Origin of the sequence: Achromobacter sp. SIMBA_011 (assembly GCF_046535435.1) — a bacterium.
GTDB classification, from domain to species: Bacteria; Pseudomonadota; Gammaproteobacteria; order Burkholderiales; family Burkholderiaceae_B; genus Achromobacter; species Achromobacter dolens.
Map to the genome: position 1 here is coordinate 40,419 of NZ_JAWRWN010000001.1, position 24,794 is coordinate 65,212.

At 66.8% G+C, this 24,794-nt stretch carries 23 protein-coding genes; 6 read left to right on the forward strand and 17 right to left on the reverse strand.

Annotated elements, in window-relative coordinates; translation table 11 throughout:
* Positions 1–167 precede the first annotated feature (167 nt).
* Positions 168–1,076, reverse strand: coding sequence for a DUF4261 domain-containing protein (locus SB816_RS00195; protein WP_064528775.1), 909 nt, complete (start codon positions 1,074–1,076; stop codon positions 168–170).
* 130 nt (positions 1,077–1,206) lie between these two features.
* Complete coding sequence (locus tag SB816_RS00200; RefSeq protein WP_175190336.1) at positions 1,207–1,983, reverse strand: fused MFS/spermidine synthase; 777 nt, start codon at positions 1,981–1,983, stop codon at positions 1,207–1,209.
* A gap of 177 nt (positions 1,984–2,160) precedes the next feature.
* On the opposite strand from SB816_RS00200, the gene SB816_RS00205 reads away from it, so the two are divergent.
* Entirely contained in the window at positions 2,161–3,252 is a 1,092-nt protein-coding gene (locus tag SB816_RS00205) for a hypothetical protein (protein WP_410546379.1), read from the forward strand.
* Positions 3,253–3,390: 138 nt separating this feature from the next.
* On the forward strand, positions 3,391–3,885 hold the full coding sequence (locus SB816_RS00210) for a hypothetical protein (RefSeq protein ID WP_410546380.1): 495 nt from the start codon (positions 3,391–3,393) through the stop codon (positions 3,883–3,885).
* Positions 3,886–3,916: 31 nt separating this feature from the next.
* On the opposite strand, the gene SB816_RS00215 is transcribed toward SB816_RS00210, so the two are convergent.
* The 12 genes from SB816_RS00215 to SB816_RS00270 form a co-directional block, all read right to left on the reverse strand.
* On the reverse strand, positions 3,917–5,221 hold the full coding sequence (locus SB816_RS00215) for an NtaA/DmoA family FMN-dependent monooxygenase (protein ID WP_372413158.1): 1,305 nt from the start codon (positions 5,219–5,221) through the stop codon (positions 3,917–3,919).
* 26 nt (positions 5,222–5,247) lie between these two features.
* The gene (locus SB816_RS00220) at positions 5,248–6,069 is read right to left on the reverse strand and encodes an ABC transporter ATP-binding protein (protein WP_175143658.1); all 822 of its coding nucleotides are present in this window, start codon (positions 6,067–6,069) and stop codon (positions 5,248–5,250) included.
* Between the two features lie 25 nt (positions 6,070–6,094).
* Positions 6,095–7,132, reverse strand: a complete 1,038-nt coding sequence (locus SB816_RS00225; RefSeq protein WP_064524590.1) for a FecCD family ABC transporter permease — start codon at positions 7,130–7,132, stop codon at positions 6,095–6,097.
* Between the two features lies 1 nt (position 7,133).
* Positions 7,134–8,153, reverse strand: coding sequence for a FecCD family ABC transporter permease (locus SB816_RS00230; protein WP_410546381.1), 1,020 nt, complete (start codon positions 8,151–8,153; stop codon positions 7,134–7,136).
* Complete coding sequence (fepB, locus tag SB816_RS00235) at positions 8,150–9,094, reverse strand: Fe2+-enterobactin ABC transporter substrate-binding protein (RefSeq protein WP_081273449.1); 945 nt, start codon at positions 9,092–9,094, stop codon at positions 8,150–8,152. Before fepB ends, SB816_RS00230 begins: the two co-directional genes overlap by 4 nt.
* The gene (locus SB816_RS00240) at positions 9,088–11,307 is read right to left on the reverse strand and encodes a TonB-dependent siderophore receptor (RefSeq protein ID WP_254607704.1); all 2,220 of its coding nucleotides are present in this window, start codon (positions 11,305–11,307) and stop codon (positions 9,088–9,090) included. The genes fepB and SB816_RS00240 overlap by 7 nt, the downstream gene beginning before the upstream one ends.
* A gap of 128 nt (positions 11,308–11,435) precedes the next feature.
* On the reverse strand, positions 11,436–12,335 hold the full coding sequence (locus tag SB816_RS00245; protein ID WP_410546382.1) for a helix-turn-helix domain-containing protein: 900 nt from the start codon (positions 12,333–12,335) through the stop codon (positions 11,436–11,438).
* Between the two features lie 140 nt (positions 12,336–12,475).
* Positions 12,476–13,249, reverse strand: coding sequence for a hypothetical protein (locus SB816_RS00250; protein ID WP_410546383.1), 774 nt, complete (start codon positions 13,247–13,249; stop codon positions 12,476–12,478).
* 73 nt (positions 13,250–13,322) lie between these two features.
* Positions 13,323–14,795, reverse strand: coding sequence for a methylenetetrahydrofolate reductase C-terminal domain-containing protein (locus SB816_RS00255; protein WP_205760204.1), 1,473 nt, complete (start codon positions 14,793–14,795; stop codon positions 13,323–13,325).
* Between the two features lie 86 nt (positions 14,796–14,881).
* Positions 14,882–15,391 carry a flavin reductase family protein gene (locus SB816_RS00260; protein ID WP_054503695.1) on the reverse strand — a complete coding sequence of 170 codons (510 nt, stop codon included), beginning with the start codon at positions 15,389–15,391 and terminating at the stop codon, positions 14,882–14,884.
* A 107-nt stretch (positions 15,392–15,498) separates the two neighbouring features.
* Positions 15,499–16,527 carry a methionine synthase gene (locus SB816_RS00265; protein WP_175143653.1) on the reverse strand — a complete coding sequence of 343 codons (1,029 nt, stop codon included), beginning with the start codon at positions 16,525–16,527 and terminating at the stop codon, positions 15,499–15,501.
* Between the two features lie 25 nt (positions 16,528–16,552).
* A complete protein-coding gene (locus tag SB816_RS00270; RefSeq protein WP_410546384.1) occupies positions 16,553–17,536 on the reverse strand; it encodes a DUF1852 domain-containing protein in 984 nt (327 codons plus the stop codon).
* Between the two features lie 277 nt (positions 17,537–17,813).
* Here SB816_RS00270 and SB816_RS00275 point away from each other — a divergent pair, with 277 nt between their 5' ends.
* Positions 17,814–18,599: an AraC family transcriptional regulator gene (locus SB816_RS00275; protein WP_054503698.1), complete on the forward strand. Its 786-nt coding sequence runs from the start codon at positions 17,814–17,816 to the stop codon at positions 18,597–18,599.
* A gap of 65 nt (positions 18,600–18,664) precedes the next feature.
* The gene (locus tag SB816_RS00280; RefSeq protein WP_410546385.1) at positions 18,665–19,276 is read left to right on the forward strand and encodes a GNAT family N-acetyltransferase; all 612 of its coding nucleotides are present in this window, start codon (positions 18,665–18,667) and stop codon (positions 19,274–19,276) included.
* Positions 19,277–19,358: 82 nt separating this feature from the next.
* Here the strand turns inward: SB816_RS00280 and glmS are convergent, their stop codons facing one another.
* A complete protein-coding gene (gene glmS, locus SB816_RS00285) occupies positions 19,359–21,191 on the reverse strand; it encodes a glutamine--fructose-6-phosphate transaminase (isomerizing) (protein ID WP_064524576.1) in 1,833 nt (610 codons plus the stop codon).
* 151 nt (positions 21,192–21,342) lie between these two features.
* On the opposite strand from glmS, the gene SB816_RS00290 reads away from it, so the two are divergent.
* Together SB816_RS00290 and SB816_RS00295 are read left to right on the forward strand one after the other, a co-directional pair.
* Positions 21,343–21,831 carry an Lrp/AsnC family transcriptional regulator gene (locus tag SB816_RS00290; protein ID WP_410546386.1) on the forward strand — a complete coding sequence of 163 codons (489 nt, stop codon included), beginning with the start codon at positions 21,343–21,345 and terminating at the stop codon, positions 21,829–21,831.
* 102 nt (positions 21,832–21,933) lie between these two features.
* A complete protein-coding gene (locus SB816_RS00295) occupies positions 21,934–22,284 on the forward strand; it encodes a hypothetical protein (protein ID WP_410546387.1) in 351 nt (116 codons plus the stop codon).
* Between the two features lie 9 nt (positions 22,285–22,293).
* Here SB816_RS00295 and SB816_RS00300 read toward each other — a convergent pair whose 3' ends face one another.
* Together SB816_RS00300 and SB816_RS00305 are read right to left on the reverse strand one after the other, a co-directional pair.
* Entirely contained in the window at positions 22,294–23,364 is a 1,071-nt protein-coding gene (locus SB816_RS00300) for a glycosyltransferase family 4 protein (protein WP_395757273.1), read from the reverse strand.
* Entirely contained in the window at positions 23,361–24,683 is a 1,323-nt protein-coding gene (locus tag SB816_RS00305; protein WP_269874774.1) for a UDP-glucose dehydrogenase family protein, read from the reverse strand. The genes SB816_RS00300 and SB816_RS00305 overlap by 4 nt, the downstream gene beginning before the upstream one ends.
* Positions 24,684–24,794: the final 111 nt, after the last annotated feature.

Here is a 24,794-nt window from a genome sequence, read left to right on the forward strand (position 1 = left end):
TCCGATTTTTGAAACGCTGTGCCAGGGTGGAATTTTCTTGGGCCGCAACGCATCGGCAGGCGGCAGAATAATTTCCAAATGAAACGCAGCGAGAGGCAAGCAAGGTCATGTGACGGCGCCCCGGCCGGGGCGCCAATGGGCCGGACGAACGCCGGCCCGGCGGGACGTCAGTGTTGGGGGCCGGCTTCGGGCTGATTGATCTGCGAAGCGTCGATGATCTCCGCCACCAGCACCGGGCCAGGCCCCTGCAGGTAGTACTCGGCCTCCCGCGGCTCGCGCAGCTTCATGTAGCGGGCCTCGCCGATCTGCATGGTATGTCCGGCGGCCAACTCGGCGCCGCTGTCCAGCATGTAGGCCATGATGTTATTGAACATGCCGGAATACTCCTCGCCCTGGTGGTGACCCTCGGCCAGCACGGCGAAATCCGGCAGGCCGAAACGGTCGCCGCCGTAGGTGCGCATCCATACGCCCTGCACGCCTTCGACCTCGTATTTCACGAAGCCGCAATACAGCATGGTCAGCGGCAGCGAACGCAGCACCTCAAGGCTTTCGTCTCCCAGCGAATCGTCGGTGAACACGCCGGCGGGCAACGAGGTATGCGCATGCTCGTTCAGCACCGCGACCGCGTTGAAGCGACCCAGCGCGCCAGCCACCGCGGCCATCGCCACGTACTGCTCCAGCGGATCCTCGTCGAAGCCCGCGTAGTACAGCAGAATGTGGCTGACGTGGGCGCGCACCTGCTCCTTGACCGGCGCGGGGTAGTGCGCGGGCGCCACGCAGACTTCCAGCGCCTCCTGGGGCAACGGCGCGTTCCAGCCCACCATGCGCACCACATGCCTGCCCCAGCCGACCATGCCCACCAGTTCCGGCATGTCCGGCTCGATCTCGGCGCGCGCCTGGCGCATTTCCGGGTGGTAGGCGCGCAAGGCCGCCGCCAGCGCGTCGGCTTTCAGGGCCAGCGGCGCCGCGAACACGACCTGCAGGCTGGATGGATTGTCGATATCGGGATTGGCCGTGAGGGCCGCGGTCTCGCCGGGCGTATCGGAGCGGCCGAAAAAGCGGGAGAAGATACTCATGGTGGGCGACCTGCCTGTCGGGGAAAGCGGGGATGCTATCAAGCCCTCGCGACACATTGGCCGGCCAGATGCAACCAAAGTCCGCCGCCCGCAACCAGATGTAGGGCGGCCGCGCAACCCGCCCCCGGTGCTACTTCAATTCCCGCGTGGCCCCGATCACGCGCAAGGTCGGCATCAACTGGCGCCAGGCATCCTTGGCGATCGCGGCCGGTCGCTTCAGGTCGGCCGCCGCGGGATCATCCAGCAGGTCGCCCTTGCAGGCGAAGACGATGCTGTTGGTCATGTCGTCGTCCACCACCTCGAACATGGCGCTGCCGAACGCGGTCCGCACCCGGTCCAGGTACTCGTGGTGATCCGGATGGTTGACGTGGAAGTTGATCACGAGGATGCCGTCGTCGCGCAGGGCGCGATGGCAGTCCGCGTAGAAATCCGCCGAACACAGCGCGTCAGGAATCCCGGCATCGTCAAAACCGTCGAGCAGCAGCACGTCGGCGGCCTCGCACAGGCCGCGCACATAATCGGCGCCGTCGGCCTGCACCACCCGGAAGCGATCGCTGTCGGGCGGGACCATGAACGCCTCGCGCAGCGCGATCACGGCCGGGTCGATCTCGACCACCGCGATGCGCGAACGCGTCAGGTAGCGATGGCAGAACTTGGCCAGCGAACCGCCGCCCAACCCCACCATCAGAATGTCGGCGGGCTCCGGGGCGAACAGCACGAAGCCCATCATCATCCGCGTGTACTCCAGGTCGAGCGCGTCGGGATTGAGCGTCGACATGCGGCTCTGGATGACTTTCTCGGAAAAATGCAGGGTGCGTGTGGTGCCGGCGGCCTGCACGTAGGGCCGGGCGGCGTCTGGCGCCACCGGCGCGCTGGACAGGGACAAGGAGGAATCACGGGCGGACATGGGGCAGAAGATACCACCGCCGCCCGCCCGCGACGCGATCTCGGACCGATCCCCACCGCCGCCGGTTAAAGAATGCGCGCCGGACAGCCGTACATATCGTGTCACCTCGCCATCGCGGGCAGCGGCCGACCCGGCCCGTCCCCGATGCCATGTGCCCCGCCTTACCGGAACATCCCCATGCAGCCATTGGCCACCGACAACCTCCTTCCTCCCGCCGTCCCCGCCGGCAGCGACCCGCGCGCCGCCAGACGCGACGCCGACGCCGATGCCAAGGCGCAGAACCTGGAAACCACGACCAGCGACCGCCCGGTCTCGGTCCGCGTGGTGCTGAGCGACGACGCCCTCGAACGCGCCGCCAAGGCGCGCAAGGCCGCCTCGCAGATCGCCGTCGATGCGGCCCAGTCGCGCCAGGATTTCGCCCGCTCCCGCGTCTCGCAGATCAAGCAGCGCATCGAGATGCTCAAGAAAATGCTGATGTTCCTGGGCAAGGCCGCGGCCAAATCCATCCTTCTGGAACTACGTCAACTGGCCGGCGAACTCGGCCAGGCCGCCGCGGCGCTCAAAACCAGCGCCAGCGCCGCGCCGGCCGCGAGCGCCGCCGACGCCACGGCGGCGCCCGTGGTGCAGGGTGCCAGCGGCCCCGCGACGGACGGCCCCGCCGCCACCGTCTCGCAGGCCACCACGGCCGAAGACGCCAACGCCGCCGGGCCCGCGTCAGCCGATGCCGGCGACGCAGCATCGGCCCAGGCCGCCGTGCCCAGCGCCGCCACCGCCTCGCGCGCCGTGGCGGCCTATGCCGCCGCCAGCGACACCGCCGTCGCGACCGCCGCCGACACGGCCGAAGCGGCGGATCCCGCCCCCGCGGCGCAAGCCGCGACCCCGGCGCCGCGCGACGCCGCCAAGGACGTCTCGGTGCCCGGCGAGCAAGACAAACCCAATGCCGCCAGCGGCGACGACGACAAGTCGACGTCCGCCGCCGAATCCCGCCAGGAACGGCAGGTCGAGCAGAAGCGCCGCCAGGACGATGCCCAGGCGGTGCGCGACGCCATCCGCGCCATGAAGGAACTGCTCGCCATGCTCAAGAGCAAGCTGCGCATGCAGGACAAGGCCACCCAGAAACAGGTCGCCGAGGTGCAGGACGCCCTGGCCGACGCCGAAAAATCGGCCCATGCGATCGAAGGCGGCGGCCCGACCGGCGCCGGCCTGGACAGTGGCGGCGTGGGCGGCGCCAGCATGGAGGCCGGCGGCGGCATGACGGCGTCGGCCTGAGCGGCCGGCGGAATACCGCCACTCGCGGCGCCCGCGGTCGCCCCCTGACATTGCGCCCCGGCGGCGCGCACCCCGCGGCAAACGGCCTATGATGACGCTCCGTCCCTCTTGCCATGGCGGCCGCCGCCACCCACCGCGATGTCCCTCATCCGCCCGCTCCTGCTCATCCTGCTGGCCCTGCCGCTTCCGGCCATGGCCCAAGCAGACCTCGATGACACCGCCGCACAGGCCCGTGCCACCCTGAAGCAGCGGTCGCTGGAACCCGAATGGATAGACGAGTGCTTCCTTGCCAGCAATCCATTCCGCTACTGCATCTATCTCGATAAACAGGCCGGCGGATTCCGTGTCGCCGACGTGCAATTGCGCGAACCCTACCAGGTCTACCTGTTCGACAACGGGCCTGACTATCCACAGGACGGGCGCTACCGCATCCGCCTGAACGGCAAGATCGGCTATGCCGACGAAGAAACCGGCGCCATCGTCGTCGCCCCCGTCTACGACTGCGCCTTTCCGTTCAAGGACGGCAGGGCCAGCGTGGGCTTCGGCTGCAAGGAAGAAAGCGATGGCGAGCATCGCTGGTGGTCGGGCGGAAACTGGCTGTCGATCGATCGGCAGGGCAAGGTCATCGACTAGCCGGCGGCGCGAACGCACGCGCCGCCAGTCGTCACGCCAACCCCAGGTTGCCCGCGAACGTCGTGCTGGCGTATGCGCGCCGCGCCAACCCCAGCGCCGCCAGCCGCGGCATCACCGCCTCCAGGAACAGGTCCAGCGACTGCATCGCGCCGCCCGGTAACGCGATGAAGCCGTCTGCCGCTTCCGCTTCGGCGCGCTGGCGGATCGCATCGACCGCATCGTCGACGGTACCGACCACCGTCCAATGCGCTGACGCGCTGGCCTCGGGCCGCGCCAGCAATTCGCGCAGACAGGGTTGCTCGCGTTCGATCAGGCGGCGCAGCAACTGGGCGTGTGTCGGGCTGCGCAACCCCGTCTGCGGCTGCCCCAGCATGCGCGCCGTAATGGGCGCCGCCGGATCAAGGTGCTCGACGTCCAGGCCGAGTGCCTGCCCGATGTAATGGCGCTTGCGCGACGCATCCTGGCCCGCGTGGGTCGCCTCATGGAGCGCCAGGGCCTGCGCCCGGGTGGGCGCCAGGTACAAGCTCAGGCCGGGCAGCACCCGTATAGCGTCCCGCGCGCGGCCATAGGCGGCCACGCGCCGCCGCAGGTCCTTCCGCAAGGCCTGGCCGCACGCCACGTCGGGCGTTGCGGCGAACACCGCGTCGGCCACCCGGGCGGCGAAATCCCGCCCCCAGTCCGAGGCGCCCGCCTGGAACAGGGGAATGCGGCCGCCGGCGCGGGCGGGCACATTCAACGGCCCCTGCACACTGAAATACTCGCCGCGATGCGCGATCGGGCCGATGCGGGCCAGATCGGCGTACCGCCCGGATGTCCGGTCCGCCAGCACCGCGTCCTGCGGATAGCTGCGCCACAGCGCCTGCACCACCTCGGTGAACTCCAACGCCTTGCGATAGCGCTGCGCCGACGGCGGCAGCGGCGCATCGCCAAAGTTCTGGCTGCCGTCGAGCGCCGTGACGATGTTCCAGCCCGCGCGGCCGTCGCTGATCCAATCGAGCGATTGCAATTGCCGCGCCACCACGTAGGGAGGATTGAACGAGGTGGCGGCGGTCGTCACCAGGCCGATGTGCCGCGTATCCCGCGCCAGCGCAGCCAACAACAGCGCCGGATCGAGGCTGCTGAAACCAGGGCCTTGCGCCAGGGCCGGCAGGTCCAGGAACAACGCATCGGGGCGGAACACGAAGTCCAGGCAGGCTGCCTCCGCGCGCTGCGCGATAAGACGGTAGAAATCCAGGTCGCACAACTGCTCGACCCGGCTGTCGGACCGCCGCCATGCCGAGGCGGACAGCCACGTGGCGGCCAGGGACAATCCGATGCACAAGGGGGATGAATGCATGACGCGGGACTCCTTGAAATACGCGTTCAATCGCGGGCTGCGCTGGCAATGGGCACGACCAGCGGCGTGCCGGAAACGGGATCGGCCGTCACCACGCAGCGGATGCCAAACAGGCGCTGCACCCGCTGCGGCGTGAGGACATCGACAGGCGGCCCGCAGGCCTCGACCTTGCCGTCGCGCAGCGCGATGATGTGATCGGCATAGCGCGCCGCCTGGTTCAGGTCATGCAGCACCATCACCAGCGTCTTGCCCTGCTGCCGGTTCAACCGGCGGCACAGGTCCAGCACGTCGAGCTGGTGGGCGATATCGAGATAGGTAGTGGGTTCGTCGAGCAGCATCACCGGCGCGTTCTGCGCCAACGCGAACGCCAGCCAGGCGCGCTGGCGCTGCCCGCCCGACAGGGTGTGCACCGGCCGGTCGGCCAGCGCGGCCAGGCCGGTCTGCGCCAGGGCCTGTAGCACCGCGTCGTCGTCGGCCGCGCACCAGGGCCGCCAGAAGGTCTGGTGCGGATAACGGCCGCGCGCGACCAGCTCCCGCACCCGGATGCCGTCCGGCGCTTGCGGCGCCTGGGGCAGAAGGCTCAACCGGACCGCCAGCTCGCGCGCGCCATACCGCTGCAGCGCCTTGCCCTCAAGTTCCACCCGACCCGCCTGGGGCGCCAGCAGGCGGGCCAATCCGCGCAGCAGCGTCGACTTGCCACAGCCGTTGGGCCCCAGGATGACGGTGATGCGTCCGGCGGGAATATCCAGGTCCAGGTCCTGGCACACGGGCGACAGCTCATGTGCCAGCGTGAGTCTGCGCGCGCGCAGCACCACATCGGCGGGCGGGGAGGGAGGGCAGTCGCGCATGCAGGCTCGTCGCAATCGGATAGTGTCAGCGGGGGCCGCGGCGCAGCAGCAGCCAGATCAGATAAAGCCCCCCCAGCAAGCCGGTCAGCTTGCCGATGGGCAGGGTCAATTGCCACGGATGCCACTGGCCGAGCACGTCAGCGCCGATCACCAGGCAGGCGCCCATGGCGGCCGAGCCGATGATCGAGGGGCCCGCGCCGCCCAGCAGGCGCCGGGCCAGTTGCGGCGCGGCCAACGCGATGAAGGCGATCGGCCCGGCCGCGCCCGTGGCCAGCGACGCCAGCATCACCGCGCAGAAGAACATCGTCACGCGCACCCGCGCCACCGGCACGCCCAGCTGGTTGGCCAGATCATCGCCCATTTCCAGCAAAGCCAGACCGCGCGCCGACGCGCACACGAGGGGCAGGCACAACGCGAGGGCGCCCCCCGCCAGCCAGGCATGCGTCCAGGTGCGCGCATTGAGGGAGCCGGACAACCAGAGATTCGCCAGCAGCGCATGATCCAGGTCGCCCTTGACCAGCAACAGGCCGTTCACGGCATGCAGCATCGTGCCCACGCCGATACCGACCAGCACCAGCCGCCGCGCGCTCATCCCGCCGCGACGATAGGCCAGCATCCAGACCATGGCTGCGGTCAGCAGGCCGCCAAGGGCCGCGCCCCCGGCCGCGCCTATCACGGACGGGCCATACAGGATGATGTGCAGCAAGGCGCCGGAAGCCGCGCCCGTGGTGAAGCCAATGAGATCGGGGGAACCCAGCGGATTGCGCGACAGCGACTGGAACACCGCCCCCGATACACCGAGTGCGGCCCCCACGAACAGGCCGGTCAGCACGCGTGGCAGGCGAAAGCCCAGGATCAGTTGCTCGCCGGCCGTGGCGGGCGAACCGCCGGCCAGCATGTCGAGCATGCGGCCCAGCGACAGCCCGCCACTGCCCGTCCCCAGCGCGACCAGCGCCAGGATTCCGGCCGACATCAGCAACGCCAGACCGGCCAGCGCGGCGCGCGGCGCAGCGCCGGCCACGCGCGGCCCCCACCGGGCAGTCGAATGGACCGTGTCGCGCATGTCAGCCCATCCCGGCACGGCGCGCCAACGCCACGAACAGCGGTCCGCCCAGCACCGCCGCCATGATCCCGGCGCCGATCTCGTCAGGCGCCGCGACCACCCGGCCCAGGGTATCTGCGGCCAGCAGCAGGCAGGCTCCCACCAGCCCGGCGTAGGGGATCACGCGCCGATGTCCGGGGCCGCAGACATGGCGCGCCACGTGGGGCGCGGCCAGCCCGACGAAGGCGAGCGGACCGGCGGCGGCCGTGGCCGCGCCGGCCAGCAACACAATGACGACGGCTGTCCAGATCCAGACCAGGCGCGGCCACGCGCCCAGAGACTTGCCAAGGTCCTGTCCCAGCGCCAGCACATCCAGCGCGCGCGCCAACGCCAATGCGCCAACGGCGCCTAGCGCCACGGCCGGCAGCACGGCCACCAGCACCTGCCCGGAACGCCCCTGCAATGAACCGACCACCCAATGGCGGAACTGATCGAAAACCCGATCCTCGCTGTTAAGGGTGATGATCTGCGTGACGGCCAACAGGATCGCCGACATCGCTGCGCCCGCCAGCACCAGCCGCACGGGATCGTGCCGGCGATGCAGCCCGCCCACCGCGTAGACCAGCGCGCCGGCCGCCGCCGCGCCGGCAAAGCCCGCCATCACCTGCCCCGCCGGCCCGTGCACGGCCCCCAGCGCCATGGCGGCGGCGATCGCCGCCGCCGCGCCCGCATTGACACCCAGCAGACCGGGATCGGCCAACGGATTGCGCGTCAAGGTCTGCATGAGCGCCCCCGCTACGCCGAGCGCCCCGCCTGCAACCAGCGCCAGCACTGTACGCGGTAAGCGCAGATAGCGCAGCAGCAGATGCTCGTTGTCACGCGCATCGAAGGCGGTGAGCGCGTGCTCCACCGTCGCCAGCGACAACGGCCGCGCGCCTGCCATCAGGCTCACCAACGCCAGCAGGACAATCGCGATGATGCAGGCCGGCAGCAAGGCCCATGCGAGGCGGTGGCGTGCGGCTGGAGGGTGCGGGGAGGTCATGTGCCGAAGCGTTCGAGCAGCGTGTCGATGATCTGGCCAGCACTGTACGCATCGATGCGAAAGGCGTCGCGGCCAAGGCCGTAGACCTGCCCCGCCCGCACCGACGGCAGGTTGGCCAGCACCGGATCGCGCAACAGGGCGCCGGCGCCCGCGGCGTCGGCGCGCAGCACGAAAGTGGTGCGCGCGGTCAGGCGTGTCAGCGCCTCGTAGGGCGCCCAGACGAAATCGCCCGGCGCGCCCAGCGCCACGTGCCAGGCCGGATCGGGCACCTCGATGCGGAAGCCCAGCGAGGCCAGCAGGCGCGCATGCGGACTGGCGGGCGTGGCGATGGGATTATTGGTGCCCGGGCCGTTGTAGCTGACGATATTGACGGCGCCCTCGGGAATGCGCAAGCGGGCGCGGGCCGCGGCGACCCGCGCGTCAAAGCCCGCAATGGTGCGCGCCGCGGCGGCCTCGATGCCGAGCGCCCGGCCCAGTTGCATGGCGAGTTCCTGCCAGGTCTGGTGGCTGTAATCCACCACGATTACCGGTGCAATGGCGCGCAGCGCATCGAGCTGCTCGCGCGCCGAGTCCGCGCCGGTGGCCGAGACGATGATCAGATCGGGCCGGGCCGCGTACGCCGCTTCCAGGTCGACCTGCCCGGCCGGCCACAGCGCCTTGAGGCCGCGTTCGCGCGCGACCGCCGCCCATTGATCGAAGAAGCGGCCATTGGCGCCGCCGGCGCTGGCCACGAGGGGTGCCTCAATGGCCAGCAGTGTCCCGGTCACCGTCACCGACGTCGACAGCACGCGCCGCGCGGCGGCAACCAGCGTGGTCTGCGTACCATCGGCATTATCGAAGCGTCGTGGCCAATCCGGCGCCGTCTCCGCATGCGCCGCCGCCCCCAGGCCCAGCGCAAGCGCCATCAGCCACGCGGCCAGCCCGCGGCACGCCGTCACCACGACAGTCGCGCGGTCGCCATGACCGTACGTCCGGTGCCGTAGTAGCAAGAGGTGGCCGCCGAGCACGTCGCCACGTAGCGCTTGTCGGCCAGGTTGCTGCCATTGAGCGCCAACTGCAGGTTCATGCCGCCGATCTTGCCCGCGTCATAGCGCAGGGCGGCATCGAACAGCGTGTAGGCCGGAATGTGCAGGTTGTTGGCCAGGTCGCCATAGGTCGCGCCGACATAGCGTACGCCCGCCCCCATGCCCAGGCCGGCCAGCGGACCGCTATGGAAGGTGTAGTCCACCCACATCGAGCCTATCCAGTCGGGCACCCGGATCATGCGATTGCCGGCATAGCCGTCGTTGTTGCGCACCACCTTCGAATCCATGCGCGTCACGGCGCCGATGACGCTCAGCCCCCGCAGCGGCGTGATGCGGCCCTCCAGCTCAACGCCGCGTACGCGCACCTTGCCGGTCTGCACCTGGTAGGCCTCATCGGCCTCGTTGAGCGGATCGGCCGTCAGCACGTTCTGTTGCGACAGCTCGTAGGCCGACAACGTGATCATGCCGTCGATATAGCGCGGTTCGTACTTCAGGCCCGCCTCCCATTGCGTGCCGGTGGTCGGTTTGAAGGCATTGCCTGCGCGCGTCGTGCCGCCCGTGGGCTGGAACGACTCCGAATAGCTGAAGTAGGGCGCCAGGCCATTGTCGAACAGGTAGGTGACGCCGGCGCGGCCTGTAAATGCCTCGTCGCGGGTCACCTGACGCACACCGGTCAGACGGTTCAGGGAATCCATGCGCGTCCAGTCCTGTCGCCCGCCCAGGGTGAAGCGCCAGCGGTCCAGCGCAATCTGGTCCTGCAGGTACACGCCGTACTGCGAGTCGGTCTCGCGAGTGGACATCTGCTTGGCCAGCGTCGGCTCGAAATCGTAGTGGCTGTAGACCGGGTCGTATACATTGATGGCGATGACGGCCGGCGAAACGGTCGCGGCCTGGCGCAGGAAGGTCCAGTCGGTCTTCTGCCAATCGAAGCCGGCGATCATCGTGTGGGTAAGCGGCCCGGTTCCGAACTTGCCCTCGATGCGCGTGTCGATGGTCTGCGCGTCGGAATCGCCTTCGCCCTGCACCGCGCGACGATTGAGGATGCGGCCGCCGATGAGCGTATTCAGGTTGGTGAGCGCGGCGCCGCGCACCCCGTTGCCCACCGTCGCGCGGTAGAGCGAATCCACGTGCGTGTAGCGCGCGTTCTGGCTGAACTTCCATGCGTTGTTGAACTGATGTTCGAGCTGCCAGCCGGCGGTCCAGATATCGCGGTTGTAGGTGTTCCAGTCGGGCTCGCCCAGGAACGTGGTGTTCTTGATGTAGCCCTCGGCGGCCGGCACCACCGTTCCCTGGTAGGGCAGGAACTGGAAGGTGCTGCCGCCCCGATCCTTCTGGTACAGGCCGTGCAGCGTCAACCTCGTGGCGTGATCGTTGAAATATATCGTGGCGCTGGGCGCAATGAACCACTGCTCGTGGTCGGTGTGCCTGATCTGTGTCGCGCCGTCGCCATACAGGCCCACCAGCCGCCACAGCACGTTCTCGTCGCCGTTGGCGCCGCCCAGGTCGAACGCGGTCTGCCTGCGTCCGTGACCGTCGACCTGCAACTGCACCACCTGCTCCTCTCCCAGCGTCGGCAGCTTGCTGACCTGGTTCACCATGCCGCCCGGCGCCAACTGCCCGTACAGCACGCTAGACGGGCCTTTCAACACCTCGACGCGCTCCAGGTTCCAGGTGTTGAACGAGGTGCGGTTCCAGCTCAGGCTGCTGTCCGACGGCGCGCGCAATCCGTCGAGCATCACGTTCGCGCCGAAGCTGCCGGCATCGAAGCCGCGGATATAGAGATCATCGACCCGGTTGTCGATGCCCTGGCTCTCGGGCAATACACCCGCCGTGTAGCGGGTCGCCTCATTCAGGTTACGCACGCCGCGCAGGTCCATTTCGCGCCGCTCGATCACCGACACCGATTGCGGCACTTCGCGCAGCGGCGTGTCGGTCTTGGTCGAGCCGCCGATCGTCTCGGCGGGCCGGTAGGCATTGACCGTTACGGCTTCCAGGCTGACCGGTTCGTCGACCGCGAAGGCGACGCCAGCCTGCCCCAACAGGGCGAGCAACAGCGGATAGACTGCGCGGCGCCTGGCCGGACGAGCGGCGCGGCGGAAGGGGAGGCGCTTCGGCGCGAGGGCTGGCACGGGACTTCTCCTGCGAGTAAATAAGATTTGTTCTCACTCGAGTAGAGCATGGGGTGCCGATACGCGTCGTTCGTGAAAACGGCGGATTTGTTCGCGCGAACGGCGATCTGCCGCCAGCGCCGGCGCCGCTACAGACGCGCCCGCACTTGCCGCGGCGTCAGGCCGAAATGGCGCCGGAACGCTGTCGAAAAACTGCCGGGATTGGCGTACCCGGCGATTGCCGCCGCCTGCGTCACGTTGATCCCCTCCGCTTCGAGCGCCTGGCGCGCCAGGCGCAGGCGTTCCTGTTGCAGGAAGTCGAATACCGTCATGCCCAGCGCCTGGCGGAAATGGCGCTGCAAGGTGGTGGGCGTGGTGTTCATATGGCGCGCGATCTGCTCGATGCTCAGGGGCTCGCCGGCGTGGCGCCGCAACCACTGCGTCAGGTCCACCATGCGGCGACGCAGAACGGAGGGCTGCGGCGCCGGATCCGTCGCCTGCCCGGCTGCCCCGCCATCGAGCGACAACGCCTCGATAACCAATTCGATGGCACGGCTTTCGAGATACAGGCCGGCGATCTGCCGCGACAGCGACGGTGGATTCAGGAGTTGCTCGGCCAGCAGCCGGGCCCGTGTCGAGGCGCGCCAGCTGCGCGTGGCCAGATGGGGAACCCCATGTGGTGCGAGCGCCCGGGTCTCGCCAAACGATTCTTCCAGCCACTGCCGATTCACGCCGATGCTGACGCGGCGCGACGATTCGCCGCCCAGCACCACTCGCCTGCATTCCTCGGGCTCGCGCAACGTCACCACCCCCGCGTCGACTCCTTGCCCGCGAGCCAGCCGCAGGGCGCTGCGTCCGTAGCTGACGTCGATGCGGCCGTCGAGCACCAGCACGATCCGCAGATGATCATCGACCATCGCCAGCCCGGTGGACGCGTCGCTATCGGTCTCGCAGGCCAGTTGCAGGCTCAGGCCGGGGCGCAAGTGGTGGATCTTCCGCAAGGGCGGCGCGCCGGTGGCACCGGGCGCGCCAGACAGAACGCTAGCCATGGGAGCATGGCGGCCCCGGAAGGTCTTCCAGGCCGCACCGTATCAATGAAAACGATTCTCATTGTATTTTCCGCGTGTGAACCTGGCAAGCGTCGACGCCCGTTGTCGCGGGCGGTTCGGTTCGCCCGCCATTTCCGCGCCTACTCCACCCGAACCGATTTGACCGTCATGGTAGTCACCGACCTGGCCGTCGCGATCTCGGCGGTAATGGTGAGGCCGAATCGGCGCAGGAAGACGTAATGCAGCTTGCGGACCGGCACGCCGTTCTCGCTGGTCTCGACGCAGTTCACATCGAGCGCCTGCCCCGGGATCTGCGTCAGGACCCGGCTGGCGGGATAATCCGCGCCGCTGGCGCAGGTGAGCGTTTGCCTGGGCCCGGTCCGCCGCCCTTCCCATCCGCCCTCGCTCTCGAGCGTGAACCGGGCATTTTCCGGCGGATTGGCCAACACATCGCCCGGCCATTGCTGGATGTCGCGCGCCATCCAGCGCGGCGGCACCTGCGCGGCCTTGAATCCGCCGGCCTGATGGATCAGCAGCGCCAGGCTGCGATAGTTGAGCGCCAACACGTAGTTGACCGGCAGGCCATTGAGCTTGCCGATATAGATACTGCGCAACGTGCCGTCGTCGCGATCATTGTGGAACGTCAATTCGTACTCGCTGTCCACCGCGACGTGGTCGATGCCGACGGTATGCTGGGTGCCCGTCATGCGCAAGGCGCGAAACCCCATGGGCTGCGTGCCCGCCGCCGGCAGCCTGGCCCGCACCGCGGGCGGCAGGGCATCGGGCACCAGGGTGCGCGCGGTGTAGGCATCGGCATTGAGCGCGACTTCGCGGGTCGACACGGGTTGCGCGCAGCCCGCCAGCACGGTAACGGCGGCCAGCACGGCCAATCTGGAAATCGTCTCGATACGCATGGGATGGGCTCCACGTCAGGCAACAGGCAGGCAAACGCCAAGGCGTGGTGCATTCTGAGGGAGCGTCGAGGTATCAACCAGACTTTGGCAACGATTGGCAATCATTGCCCCGCGTCGGATCCTCCGGCTTGAACCATTCGGGCCACGAGCTGCGATGCCGGTCGCCCGCCTCGATACAGGGAATCAACGTCTGCGCCAGCGCAGGCAACCGATCCGCGGACTTGGCGATCCGATACTTGACGCTGTGCACGCATTCCCGGTCGCCGAATTCGCATCGATTGAGCCGGGTGCCGCCGCAGGGGCCGTTCGCCAGGCCTTTGGGACAGGTCTCGGGGCAGACGTAGAGTGTGTCCTGCAAGCGGCAGGTGCCACAGGTGTCACAACCCACCAGCGGCCGCTTGAATGTCCGTTCGACCGCGAGCAGCGCCCGCGCCGCCACGCCGGTCTTCCAGAACGGCCGCGTCACACTCCAGCCAAAGGCGCTGCCGAGCCATCCCGTGCGATCGAAGAGCTGTTCATGCACCGTGGAAAGCAGCGTATAGCGCAAACGCTCCCCGGGAGTGGCCGCGACATCGGACTGCCCCAGCTCCCACGCGTCAATGCCAGGGGCGAAGCCTGTCTGGGGCATCCCGGGCATCCGCCAACTCGCCTGCCATCGATCCATCCAGTCGGACAGCGAGGCCACCGCATCCCGTTGCTCGGCGATCGCCTGCTCCAGCAACAACAATTCGTCCAGCGTGTGCACTCCGGACAGATGCACACCGGCATAACCCATCCATTGCAGACCCACGATCTGCAGCGCCAGCCGCTCGAGGCTGCGCGCGCTGGCATCGGCGGGCGAAATCTCTTGCTCCCTGCCCAGCAATTCGCGCATGGCGTCGGTGATGACGATGCCGGGCACATCCTGCAACGCCGCCGCGCGCCTGTGGGTCAGCCGCATCACACAGGCCAGCATGGGTTTGACGCGGCCCTGGGCGCGCATCCAGGCCTGGGCTTCGAGATGCTTGGCGGCGTCGAAGCCCAGTTGCAGGGTCAGGAAATCCGCGCCGGCCAGCAGTTTCTTCTGCGCCTTCAGGTACTGCGCGGCGCCTTCTTCCTCACGGTATTTGAACGGGTTCAACGCCGCGCCCAGCAGCCAGTCCGGGCCGTGCTCGCGGGCAATCTGCAGCGCGGGCACCGACTCCAGATAGCGCACGGGCGCCCGTCCCGGATCATGGCCAGGCAGGCGGTCGCCACTGAGCAGCAGCAGTTGCGACAGGCCCCGCGCCTGCATCGCGTCCATCTGGCCCAGCAGGTCGGCGCGCGCGCGATCCTTGCCCGAGAAATGCAACAGCGATGAAGCCGGATCGCCCAGCGCCCCTGCCCCCTGCAGGGGGCTCAGGTCGGAATGCAGGCCGACGCGGTCGGCGAAGGCAGGCAGCAACGGCCAGCCGGCCAGGTGCCCGCGTTGCACGATCCGCTCGAGCGCGGCCCGGCGCGCGGGAGACTGTTGAGGAATGATCTCCAGCACGCAGGCGAAGCGTCTCGCGTTCAACGCCTGTTTCAATGCACTCAAGACAGCTCGATACCAAGTCGTTCAGGGGCGCCGCGCCAACTCGCGCCGCAACGGATTCGGCCAGCGGCGATTGGCGCTCAAGCCGCGCCGTGCGCGGCGATGTTGCGATATTGCCCTTTGAAATACAGCAATGGCTGCGTGGCCGCCGCTTCCTGCAGATTCAGCGCCTTCACTTCGCCAATCACGATCACGTGGTCACCGGCGGCGTATTCCGCGTGGATCTCGCAATCGATCCAGTGCAGGCTGCCGGCAATGAGCGGATTGCCCAGCGGCGATTCCTTCCAGTCGATGCCGCGCCACTTGTCTGTGCCACGCCGGGCGAACTGGTTGGACACCTCGACTTGCGCATCCGACAGGATGTTCACGGCAAAGCGGCCCGCCTGGCGGATCTTGGGATAACTGGCCGAATTGGACATCACGCTGAACGACACCAGCGGCGGGCTCATCGACACGCTGTGGAACGACTGGCAGGTAAAGCCGATCGGCTCGCCATCGATGTGGGTGGTGACCACCGTGATACCGGACGCGTAGTGCCCGAGCGCTTCACGAAAGCGCAACGGCTCGATGGCGGGACTGGGGAGTGACATGGTAGGGACTGCCAAAACTGGCGACTGGGTGCAGCGCGAATGCTATGTAAGGCCTTGCGGGCAGGTCCGTCGCAAGCAGCTTGCGACGGCCATTTCCCGTCTCGAAATCAGTTCGAGAGTTCGTTGCGGACGATCTCCGCGCCTGCGCTCAGCGAGCTCAGCTTGGCGCGCGCGATCGCACGCGACAGCGGAGCCATGCCGCAGTTGGTGCACGGATAGAGCTTGTCGGCGTCCACGAACTGCAGCGCCTTGCGCAAGGTGTTGGCCACTTCCTCGGGCGTCTCGATGGTATTGCTCGCCACGTCAATGGCGCCCACCATCACCTTCTTGCCGCGAATCAGCTCAATGAGCTCCATCGGCACGTGGGAGTTGTGGCACTCCAGCGAAACGATGTCGATATTGGACTTCTGCAGCTTGGGGAAGGCTTCCTCGTATTGCCGCCATTCCGAACCCAGCGTCTTCTTCCAATCCGTATTGGCCTTGATGCCGTAGCCATAGCAGATGTGGACGGCGGTTTCGCACTTCAGCCCTTCGATGGCCCGTTCCAGCGTGGCGACGCCCCAGTCATTGACCTCGTCGAAAAAGACATTGAAGGCGGGCTCGTCGAACTGGATGATGTCGACGCCGGCCGCTTCCAGCTCCTTGGCTTCCTGGTTGAGGATCGTGGCGAATTCCCAAGCCAGCTTCTCGCGGCTCTTGTAGTGATCGTCATACAGCGTGTCGATCATCGTCATCGGACCGGGCAGGGCCCACTTGATCGGCTGCTTGGTCTGCTGGCGCAGGAACTTGGCATCCTCGACGAAGACCGGTTTCTTGCGCGCCACCGCGCCCACCACCGTCGGCACGCTCGCGTCATAGCGGTCGCGGATACGGACGGTCTTGCGGTTCTCGAAATCGACGCCGTCCAGGTGCTCGATGAACGTCGTCACGAAATGCTGGCGCGTCTGTTCGCCATCGCTGACGATGTCGATGCCCGCGTGCTGCTGTTCCTGCAGCGACAGGCGCAGGGCATCCTGTTTGCCCTCGATCAGTCCGCCATCCTGCAATTTCCAGGGCGACCACAGGGTCTCGGGCTCTGCCAGCCAGGAAGGTTTGGGCAGGCTGCCGGCGGTGGAGGTGGGAAGCAGTTTTTTCACAATAAGACCTGATGCTCTTTATTAATCAATGTGGGGTGGCCGCGGACCACTGCTCAAGAACCGTCTGATACGGCTTGATGAAGTTTTCCTCGACGAACTTGCCCTGCTCGACAGCCAGCCGGCTACGCTCTTCCCGATCGTAGACAATGCGGGTCAGGGAATAATCCTGGTGCTTCAGGCTCGGCTGGTAGGACTTCCCGGCAGCCGAGTTGGCGTTGTAGATCTCGGGCCGATAGATCTTCTGGAAGGTATCCATCGTGCTGATGGTGCTGATCAGCTCGAGATTGGTGTAATCGCCCAGCAGATCGCCGGTGAAATAGAACGCCAGCGGCGCGGCGCTGTTGGGCGGCATGAAGTAGCGCACCTTCATTCCCATTTTCTTGAAATACTCGTCCGTCAACGAATACTCGTCCTGCAGGTATTCGACGCCCAGCACGGGATGCTGGTTTTCGGTGCGCTGATAGACCTTGCTGCTCGAAACGCTCAGACAGATGACGGGCGCCTTGTGGAAGTTTTCCTTATAGGTGCTCGAATTCACGAAGCTCTTGAAGAGCTTGCCGTGCAGGTCGCCAAAATTCTCCGGCGTGCTGAAGGCGGTCGTATTCTTGTTGTGCTCCAGCAGCAGCACGCTGAAGTCGTAATCCCGCACGTACGAGGAAAAGTTATTGCCTACGATGCCCTCGAAGCGTTCATTGGTATGCCGGTCGAAAATGCTCGTCTTCAGCACTTCGATCAGCGGCAGGCCGTTACCGCTGCTTTGGCCTCCGATATTCAATTCGACGGAAACGATCTCGAGCTTTACGGAATAGCGATCGCCCTTGGGATTATCCCAGTGCGCCAAGGCGTTGAAGCGATTGTCGATCATCCTGAGCGTATTGCGCAGATTCTCCTGACGGCTCTCCCCCCGGGCCAAATTGGCGAAGTTGGTCGTGATTCGCGTATTGTCCGCGGGACGATAATCCTCATCGAAACAAATGCTCTTGATGGCAAATGTAAACTCTTTACTCATTCTGATCCGGCGCTCAAATTTCTGACAAAAAGCTCGCGTCTATTTTCCGCCGTCATTTATTTCCAAATTTCTTCGGATTTTTGATTTGGCAGTCTTGACACTTTCAATATTCGAGCCGTATTTTATGTTGCGCCTTCCATGAATAAAAATGATTTTATTTGGATGAAATCATTAGTTCCGCTCATGCTCTGGCCGAGGCCGGGCGCCCCCATGCCAGCGGGACATGGTCCGGCAGGGCAACGTCCGGCCGCGCGGCGCGCCAGGGCGTCGCGCTAACATGGCCGTCATGGGGTCGTTCAATCGCCGTCAATTCACCGGTATCGAGGTCGCGCACATCGCGGACGGCACGCGCGGCTTTGCGCCCCATTTCCACGACGAATTCGTGATCAGCGTCAATGTGCGGGGCTGGGAAAAAATCACGCTCGACAGGAAATGCTTCGACGCCGCCGAGGGTGACGTCACGCTCTACAACCCGGCGCAGGTCCAAAGCTCCCATGTCATCAGTGAGTCGTGGCAATTCGCGAGCATGTATGTGGACCCGGCCGCCCTCCCGGTCCTGCTCGGCATCAACCCGGAAACCGTTTTCGACAAGCCCCTGCTGCAAGCGCCAGGCATTGCAGCCAGGCTGCGCGGCGCCATCCTGTCAGCGCTGAACCGGAACACGCCCGAGAGCGTGGCGCAGGAAGGGCTCGTCCACGTTTTCGACGAACTGTTGCAGATGGCGGGATCGGGCGGACCCGCGACATCCAGGCACGTGCCGGCGTCCATCGGCGGCATCGCCGACCGCCTGCGCGACGACCCTGCCTTGCCGACGCTGACGGACCTGGCGGCATCGGCGGGGATGACGCCCGTGCAGCTCGTTCGGGCCTTTTCCAAGGTCTATGGCATGCCCCCGCTGGCGTGGCGCTGGAACCAACGGGTTGCCGAAGCGCGCAAGAGAATCGCCCAAGGCGAGAACATTGCGGCGGTGGCGCTGGACCTGGGATTTGCCGACCAGTCCCACCTGACGCGCAGGTTCCGCGCCGTCGTCGGCGTCCCGCCCGGCCAATGGCGCGACGGCTGAAATAGCGTTCAAGACAGGGCCACGCGCCCGCGGGCATAGTGCTGCCGTTACTGAACGAGCAGACTATGACCGCCGCCTCTTCGCCCATCCCCATCGGCTACACCGCCATCCCCCGCGGACACATTGCCAGTGTCGTCACCGACCTCGAAATGCTGTCCAGGCCCGACTTGCCCGGCGCTTCCTTGCCCCAAGGTTTCGAGCTGGCCCCGGTTGCCGGAATCGGCCTGGATGCCTACCGCGCGCTGTTCCGCAAGGTGGGGGCCGACTGGCTGTGGTTTTCGCGCCTTTTCATGGAAGACGGCGAGTTGGCCGCCATCCTCGCGCACCCCGACGTCGACATCCACATTGTCCGGACCGGACTTGGGGACGTTGGCATTCTGGAGTTGGACTTCCGCACGCAAGGTGAATGCGAGTTGGCGTTCCTGGGGCTCACCGCGGAGTGCACGGGCCGGGGCGTGGGCCGCGCGCTGATGAGCAAGGCAGTGGAACTGGCCTGGGTGCGGCCCATCACCCGGATGTGGGTCCACACCTGCACCTACGACCATCCTTCGGCACTGCGCTTCTACATGAAAGCGGGCTTCAAACCGTACGCAATCCGGGTGGAAGTGCAGAGAGATCCGAGGTTGAGCGGCGACTTGCCGAAAACTGCCGCCGCACACGTCCCGATTATCGACTAGCCGCCGGGGCCGGCTCGGGTCGGCGCCGACCGGCAATGGAAAGGGGCCGCCACGGCGGCGGCCCCGCGTCCTCGCCGCGATATCACTCCACCGTCACGCTCTTGGCCAGGTTGCGCGGCTTGTCCACATCGGTGCCGCGGGCGCAGGCCGTGTGGTACGACAGCAGTTGCAGCGGCACCGTGTGCAGGATCGGCGACAGCTTGCCGTAGTGCTCGGGCATGCGGATCACGTGCATGCCTTCGGCGCTCTGGATCTTGCTGTCGGCGTCGGCGAACACGTACAGCTCGCCGCCGCGCGCGCGCACTTCCTGCATGTTGGACTTCAGCTTTTCCAGCAGCTCGTCCTTGGGCGCGATGGTGACAACGGGCATGTGCTCGGTCACCAGGGCCAGCGGGCCGTGCTTGAGTTCGCCGGCCGGGTAGGCCTCGGCGTGGATGTAGCTGATTTCCTTGAGCTTGAGCGCGCCTTCCAGCGCGATCGGGTAATGCATGCCGCGGCCCAGGAACAGCGCGTTTTCCTTCGAGGCAAAGCGGTCGGCCCAGGCCATGATCTGCGGTTCCAGCGCCAGCACCGAGCCGATGGCCACGGGCAGGTGGCGCAGCGCCTTCAGGTGTTCGGCCTCCTGCTCGTCGGTGAGGCGGCCGCGCACCTGCGCCAGCGCCAGCGTCAGCAGGAACAGCGCGGTCAACTGCGTGGTGAAGGCCTTGGTCGAGGCCACGCCGATTTCGACGCCGGCGCGGGTGATGTACGACAGCTTGCACTCGCGCACCATGGCGCTGGTGGACACGTTGCAGATGGTCAGCGTGTTTTCCATGCCCAGCGAGCGGGCGTGCTTGAGCGCGGCCAGGGTGTCGGCGGTTTCGCCCGACTGGGAGATCGTGACGACCAGCGAACGCGGGTTCGGCACGCTGTCGCGGTAGCGGTATTCGCTGGCGATTTCGACGGCCACGGGGATCTTGGCGATCGATTCGATCCAATACTTGGCGGTCAGGCCGGCGTAATAGCTGGTGCCGCACGCCAGGATCAAGAGCGAATCGATGTCCTTGAAGATCTTGTAGGCGTCGTCGCCGAACAGCTCGGGCGTGATGGACTCGATGTCCTGCAGCGTGTCGCCGACGGCGCGCGGCTGCTCGAAGATCTCTTTCTGCATGTAGTGGCGATAGGGGCCGAGCTCGGCCGCGCCCGTATGCACGTGCACCGTGTGCACTTCGCGCTTCACATCCTTGCCATTGGCGTCCACGATCCAGACGCGCGCCAGTTGCAGATCGACGACGTCGCCGTCTTCCAGGTAGATGATCTGGTCGGTGGTGCCGGCCAGCGCCAGCGCATCCGATGCCAGGAAATTCTCGTTCTGGCCCACGCCCACCACCAGCGGCGAACCCTGCCGCGCGCCGACCACGCGGTGCGGCTCGTCGCGGCAGAACACGGCGATGGCGTAGGCGCCGTGCAGGCGGCGCACGGCGTTCTGCACGGCCTCGAACAGGTCGCCGGCGTACAGATGGTTGACCAGGTGCGCGATCACTTCGGTGTCGGTCTGGCTTTCGAAGACGTAGCCCACGGCCTGCAGCTCGGCGCGCAGTTCGTCGTGGTTCTCGATGATGCCGTTGTGCACCAGCGCGATGCGCGGTTCGTCGTTGCCCAGGCGCGAGAAGTGCGGATGAGCATTGTGCGTGGCCGGCACGCCGTGCGTGGCCCAGCGGGTGTGGGCAATGCCGGTGAAGCCTTGCAGATGGTCCTGCGCGACCTGCTCGGCCAGCTCGGCCACGCGCTGGGTGCTGCGCGTGCGGCGCAGGTGGCCGTCGGCGTACACGGCGACGCCGCAGGAGTCATAGCCGCGGTATTCCAGCCGCTTCAGGCCTTCGACCAGGATCGGGGTGATGTCGCGCTGGGCGACGGCGCCAACAATGCCGCACATAGGAGAGACTCCTGAAAGTTCGAGTACGGAACGCATTGTGCGCGTCCCGACAAGAAATTTGATTTCTTTATCTGGTCATATTTGACAGTTTATTCACTTACATATTTGTGATTAAATAATATTTCATAAATAATCCATTCATGAATTAATCATGCAAAACCAGCCGATGACCCTGCCGGAATTGGACGATCTGGACCTGCGCATCCTGGAACAGTTGCAAGACGACAACTCGCTGACCAACCAGGAGCTGGCCGCGCGCGTGCACGCCTCGCCGCCGACCTGCCTGCGGCGGGTGCGGCGCCTGGTGGAAGAAGGCGTGATCGCGCGCCAGGTGGCCATCCTGGCGGCCGGGAAGCTGGGCAGCACGCTGACCGCCATCGTCGAGATCACGCTGGACGTGCAGGCGGCCGAAAGCCTGGACGCCTTCGAACAGATCATGTTGGCGGAACCGGCGGTGCTGCAGTGCTACCGCGTGTCGCCGGGGCCGGACTTCGTGGTGATCGCGCAGGTCAAGGACATGCCGGCCTATCACGCGCTGGCGCACCGCGCCTTCACCGCGCACGCCAACGTGCGCAACGTGCGCACGTTCTTCTCGGTGCACCGCGCCAAGTTCGAGACCCGCATCGACGTGCGCGGGTAATCGGCGGCCATCCACACGGAATCCACCGATGATCGGGCGCCCGGCGGATAATACAAACCGGATCGGTCCACAACGCCAACGCGCCATAAGCAGCAGCCTGCCGTGCCGACGCAGTCCACCCGGTATCTCGAAATGATCGCGACACACCTGAACGCGCCCTACGGACAGGTCGTGACGCCATTTCATGTCGCCGCCGCATTGTGCGCGGGCGACTTCGGCGCGGTCTCCGGCGACGCCTTGGTCAAGGAACTGCTAGCCAGCATGTTCATAGAACTGGAACCCGAATTCATCGGCAGGGCCTGCTACGAAGCAGGCGTCAGACTCGAGGAGGCGCAGGCGCTGTACCAGCAGGCCCGCGCGCAGTACGGCCCGCCCAGGGCCGCGCAATGGGCCAAGGCCAGATTGGCGCAATGGACGGACATGGGCGCAAGCGGCCGCATGCGCGCCCCTTGAAGCGCGCGATCAGCGCGCGCCCTTCGCCGCCAGCAACCGCTCGAACTGCGCCAGGTAACGATTGCCCATCTTCTGCACGTCGTGCTCGTCGCGCACGTACTGATACGCGCGCTCGGTGATCTCCTGGCGGAACGCGGCATCATCCAGGCAACGCGCCATGCCCTGGGCCATGGCATGGAAATCGGCCACCGCGCACAGCACGCCGCGCCCGTCGGCCAGGCTTTCCTTCAGGCCGCCTGCATCGGTGGACACCACCGGCACCCGCTGCAGGAAGGCGTCCAGCACGCTGCTGCCCAGCGCCTCTTCCTCGGAACTCATGACGAACACGTCGAGGATGCTGTAGAAATCCTCGACGCCCTTGCGAAAGCCCGCGAAACGGTAGACGTCCTCGACGCCCAGCGCGCGCGCCTCGTCGCGCGCCTGCTGTTCGCGGTCGCCGCCGGCGCCGAAATGCAGGAAGACGAAATCGCGCCGCGTCCTGGCCAGTTCGGCCACCGCGCGCACCAGCGTCACCGGGTCCTTGTCGCGGATCAGCGCGGCCGACGTGGCCATGACCTTCTTGCCTTCCAGATCGAACTCGCGCACCAGCGCGGCGACGTTCTCCTGGTTGATCTGGTGCGGCTCGACCGCGCTGCGGATGATGACCGGGTCCAGCCCCAGGCGCCGCGGCTCGCTCGCGGCCATGTCGCTGATCGCCACGAACAGGTCGGTGTGGCGCCACTTGAAGCCGGTCTTCCATTCCTCGTTGGGCTTGACCACGAACGAGGTGCGGCGCGAAAACGCCACCGGGCGCCGGTGCAGCCACTTGGTCAGCACCGCCCAGGTGACGGTGTTGGCGGTCTGGGCGTGGATGATGTCGTAGCCGCTGCCCGCGCGCGCCAGGAACGCCAATTGCGCCGGCACGTTGCGGACGGTGTGCGCCACGAAGCCCTCCTGGCGCACGCGCTCGGCCAGCGGGCCGCCTTCGCGGCACAGCACTTCGACCTGGTGGCCGGCATTGCGGAACGCGCGCATGCAGTACAGCGTCTGGCGTTCGCCCCCGCGCCAACCCTTTTCGAAGTTGAGCTGCAGGATCTTCATGCGCGGCCGATGCCCGAGTACTCGAAGCCCTGCGCGCGCACGTCGGCGGGCGTGTAGATGTTGCGGCCGTCGATGATCAGCGGCGTCTTGAGCAGCGCCTTGACGCGGTCGAAGTCGGGCGCGCGGAAGACCTTCCACTCGGTGGCGATCAGCAGCGCGTCGGCGCCGTCCAGCGCGTCGTACATGTCGGTGGCGAAGCTCACGCCGGGTTTGCCATCGAGGACGCGGGCGGCCTCGTGCATGGCCACCGGATCGTAGGCGCGCACCGTGGCGCCGCGGCGCGTCAGCTCGGCGATCACGGTCAGGCTGGGCGCCTCGCGCATGTCATCGGTATTGGGCTTGAAAGACAGGCCCCACAGCGCGATCCTGCGGCCGCTCAGGTCCTCGCCGTAGCGGGCCACCAGCTTTTCCGACAGGCGGAACTTCTGCGCGTGGTTGGCAGCCTCGGCCGCCTCGATGACGCGCATCGGCAGCGCATTCTCGGCGGCGGTGTTGACCAGCGCCTGCACGTCCTTGGGGAAACACGAACCGCCATAGCCGGCGCCTGGATAGAGGAAGTGATAGCCGATGCGCGGATCGGCGCCGATGCCGCGGCGCACCTGCTCGATGTCGGCGCCCAGCGCTTCGGCCAGGTTGGCCATCTCGTTCATGAACGAGATGCGGGTGGCCAGCATGGCGTTGGCGGCGTACTTGGTCAGCTCGGCCGAGCGCACGTCCATCACCATCAGGCGATCGTGGGTGCGCTGGAACGGCTCGTAGATGCGGCGCATGACGCCGATGGTGTAGTCGTCGTCGGCGCCGACGATGACCCGGTCCGGGCTCATGAAGTCGTTGATCGCAGCGCCTTCCTTCAGGAATTCCGGGTTGGAGGCGACGCTGAACGGCACCTCGACGCCGCGCCTGGCCAATTCCTCGGCCACTGCGGCGCGCACCTTGTCGGCGGTGCCGACCGGCACGGTGGACTTGTCCACGATCAGCTTGCGGGTGGTCATGTGGCGGGCGATGTTGCGGGCCGCGGCCAACACGTACTTCAGGTCGGCCGAGCCGTCCTCGCCCGGCGGCGTGCCGACGGCGATGAACTGCACGTCGCCGAAGGCCACGCTCTGGGCCACGTCGTCGGTGAAATGCAGGCGGCCGGCCTGCACGTTGCGCCGCACCAGGTCTTCCAGGCCGGGCTCGTAGATGGGGATCCCGCCCTGGCGCAGCAGGGCGATCTTGGCCGCGTCCACGTCCAGGCACATGACGTCGTTGCCCATGTCGGCCAGGCACGCTCCCGACACCAACCCTACGTAACCGGTACCCACGACCGTGATCTTCATGCCTGAACGCCTTAAAAATAGGTAATCGTCGCGCCGGGACGAACCGTCACCGCGCCGGCCGCCATTATAGAAGCCGTGCGGCCCACGGGTTTGGCGGCGGCCGGCGGTCCC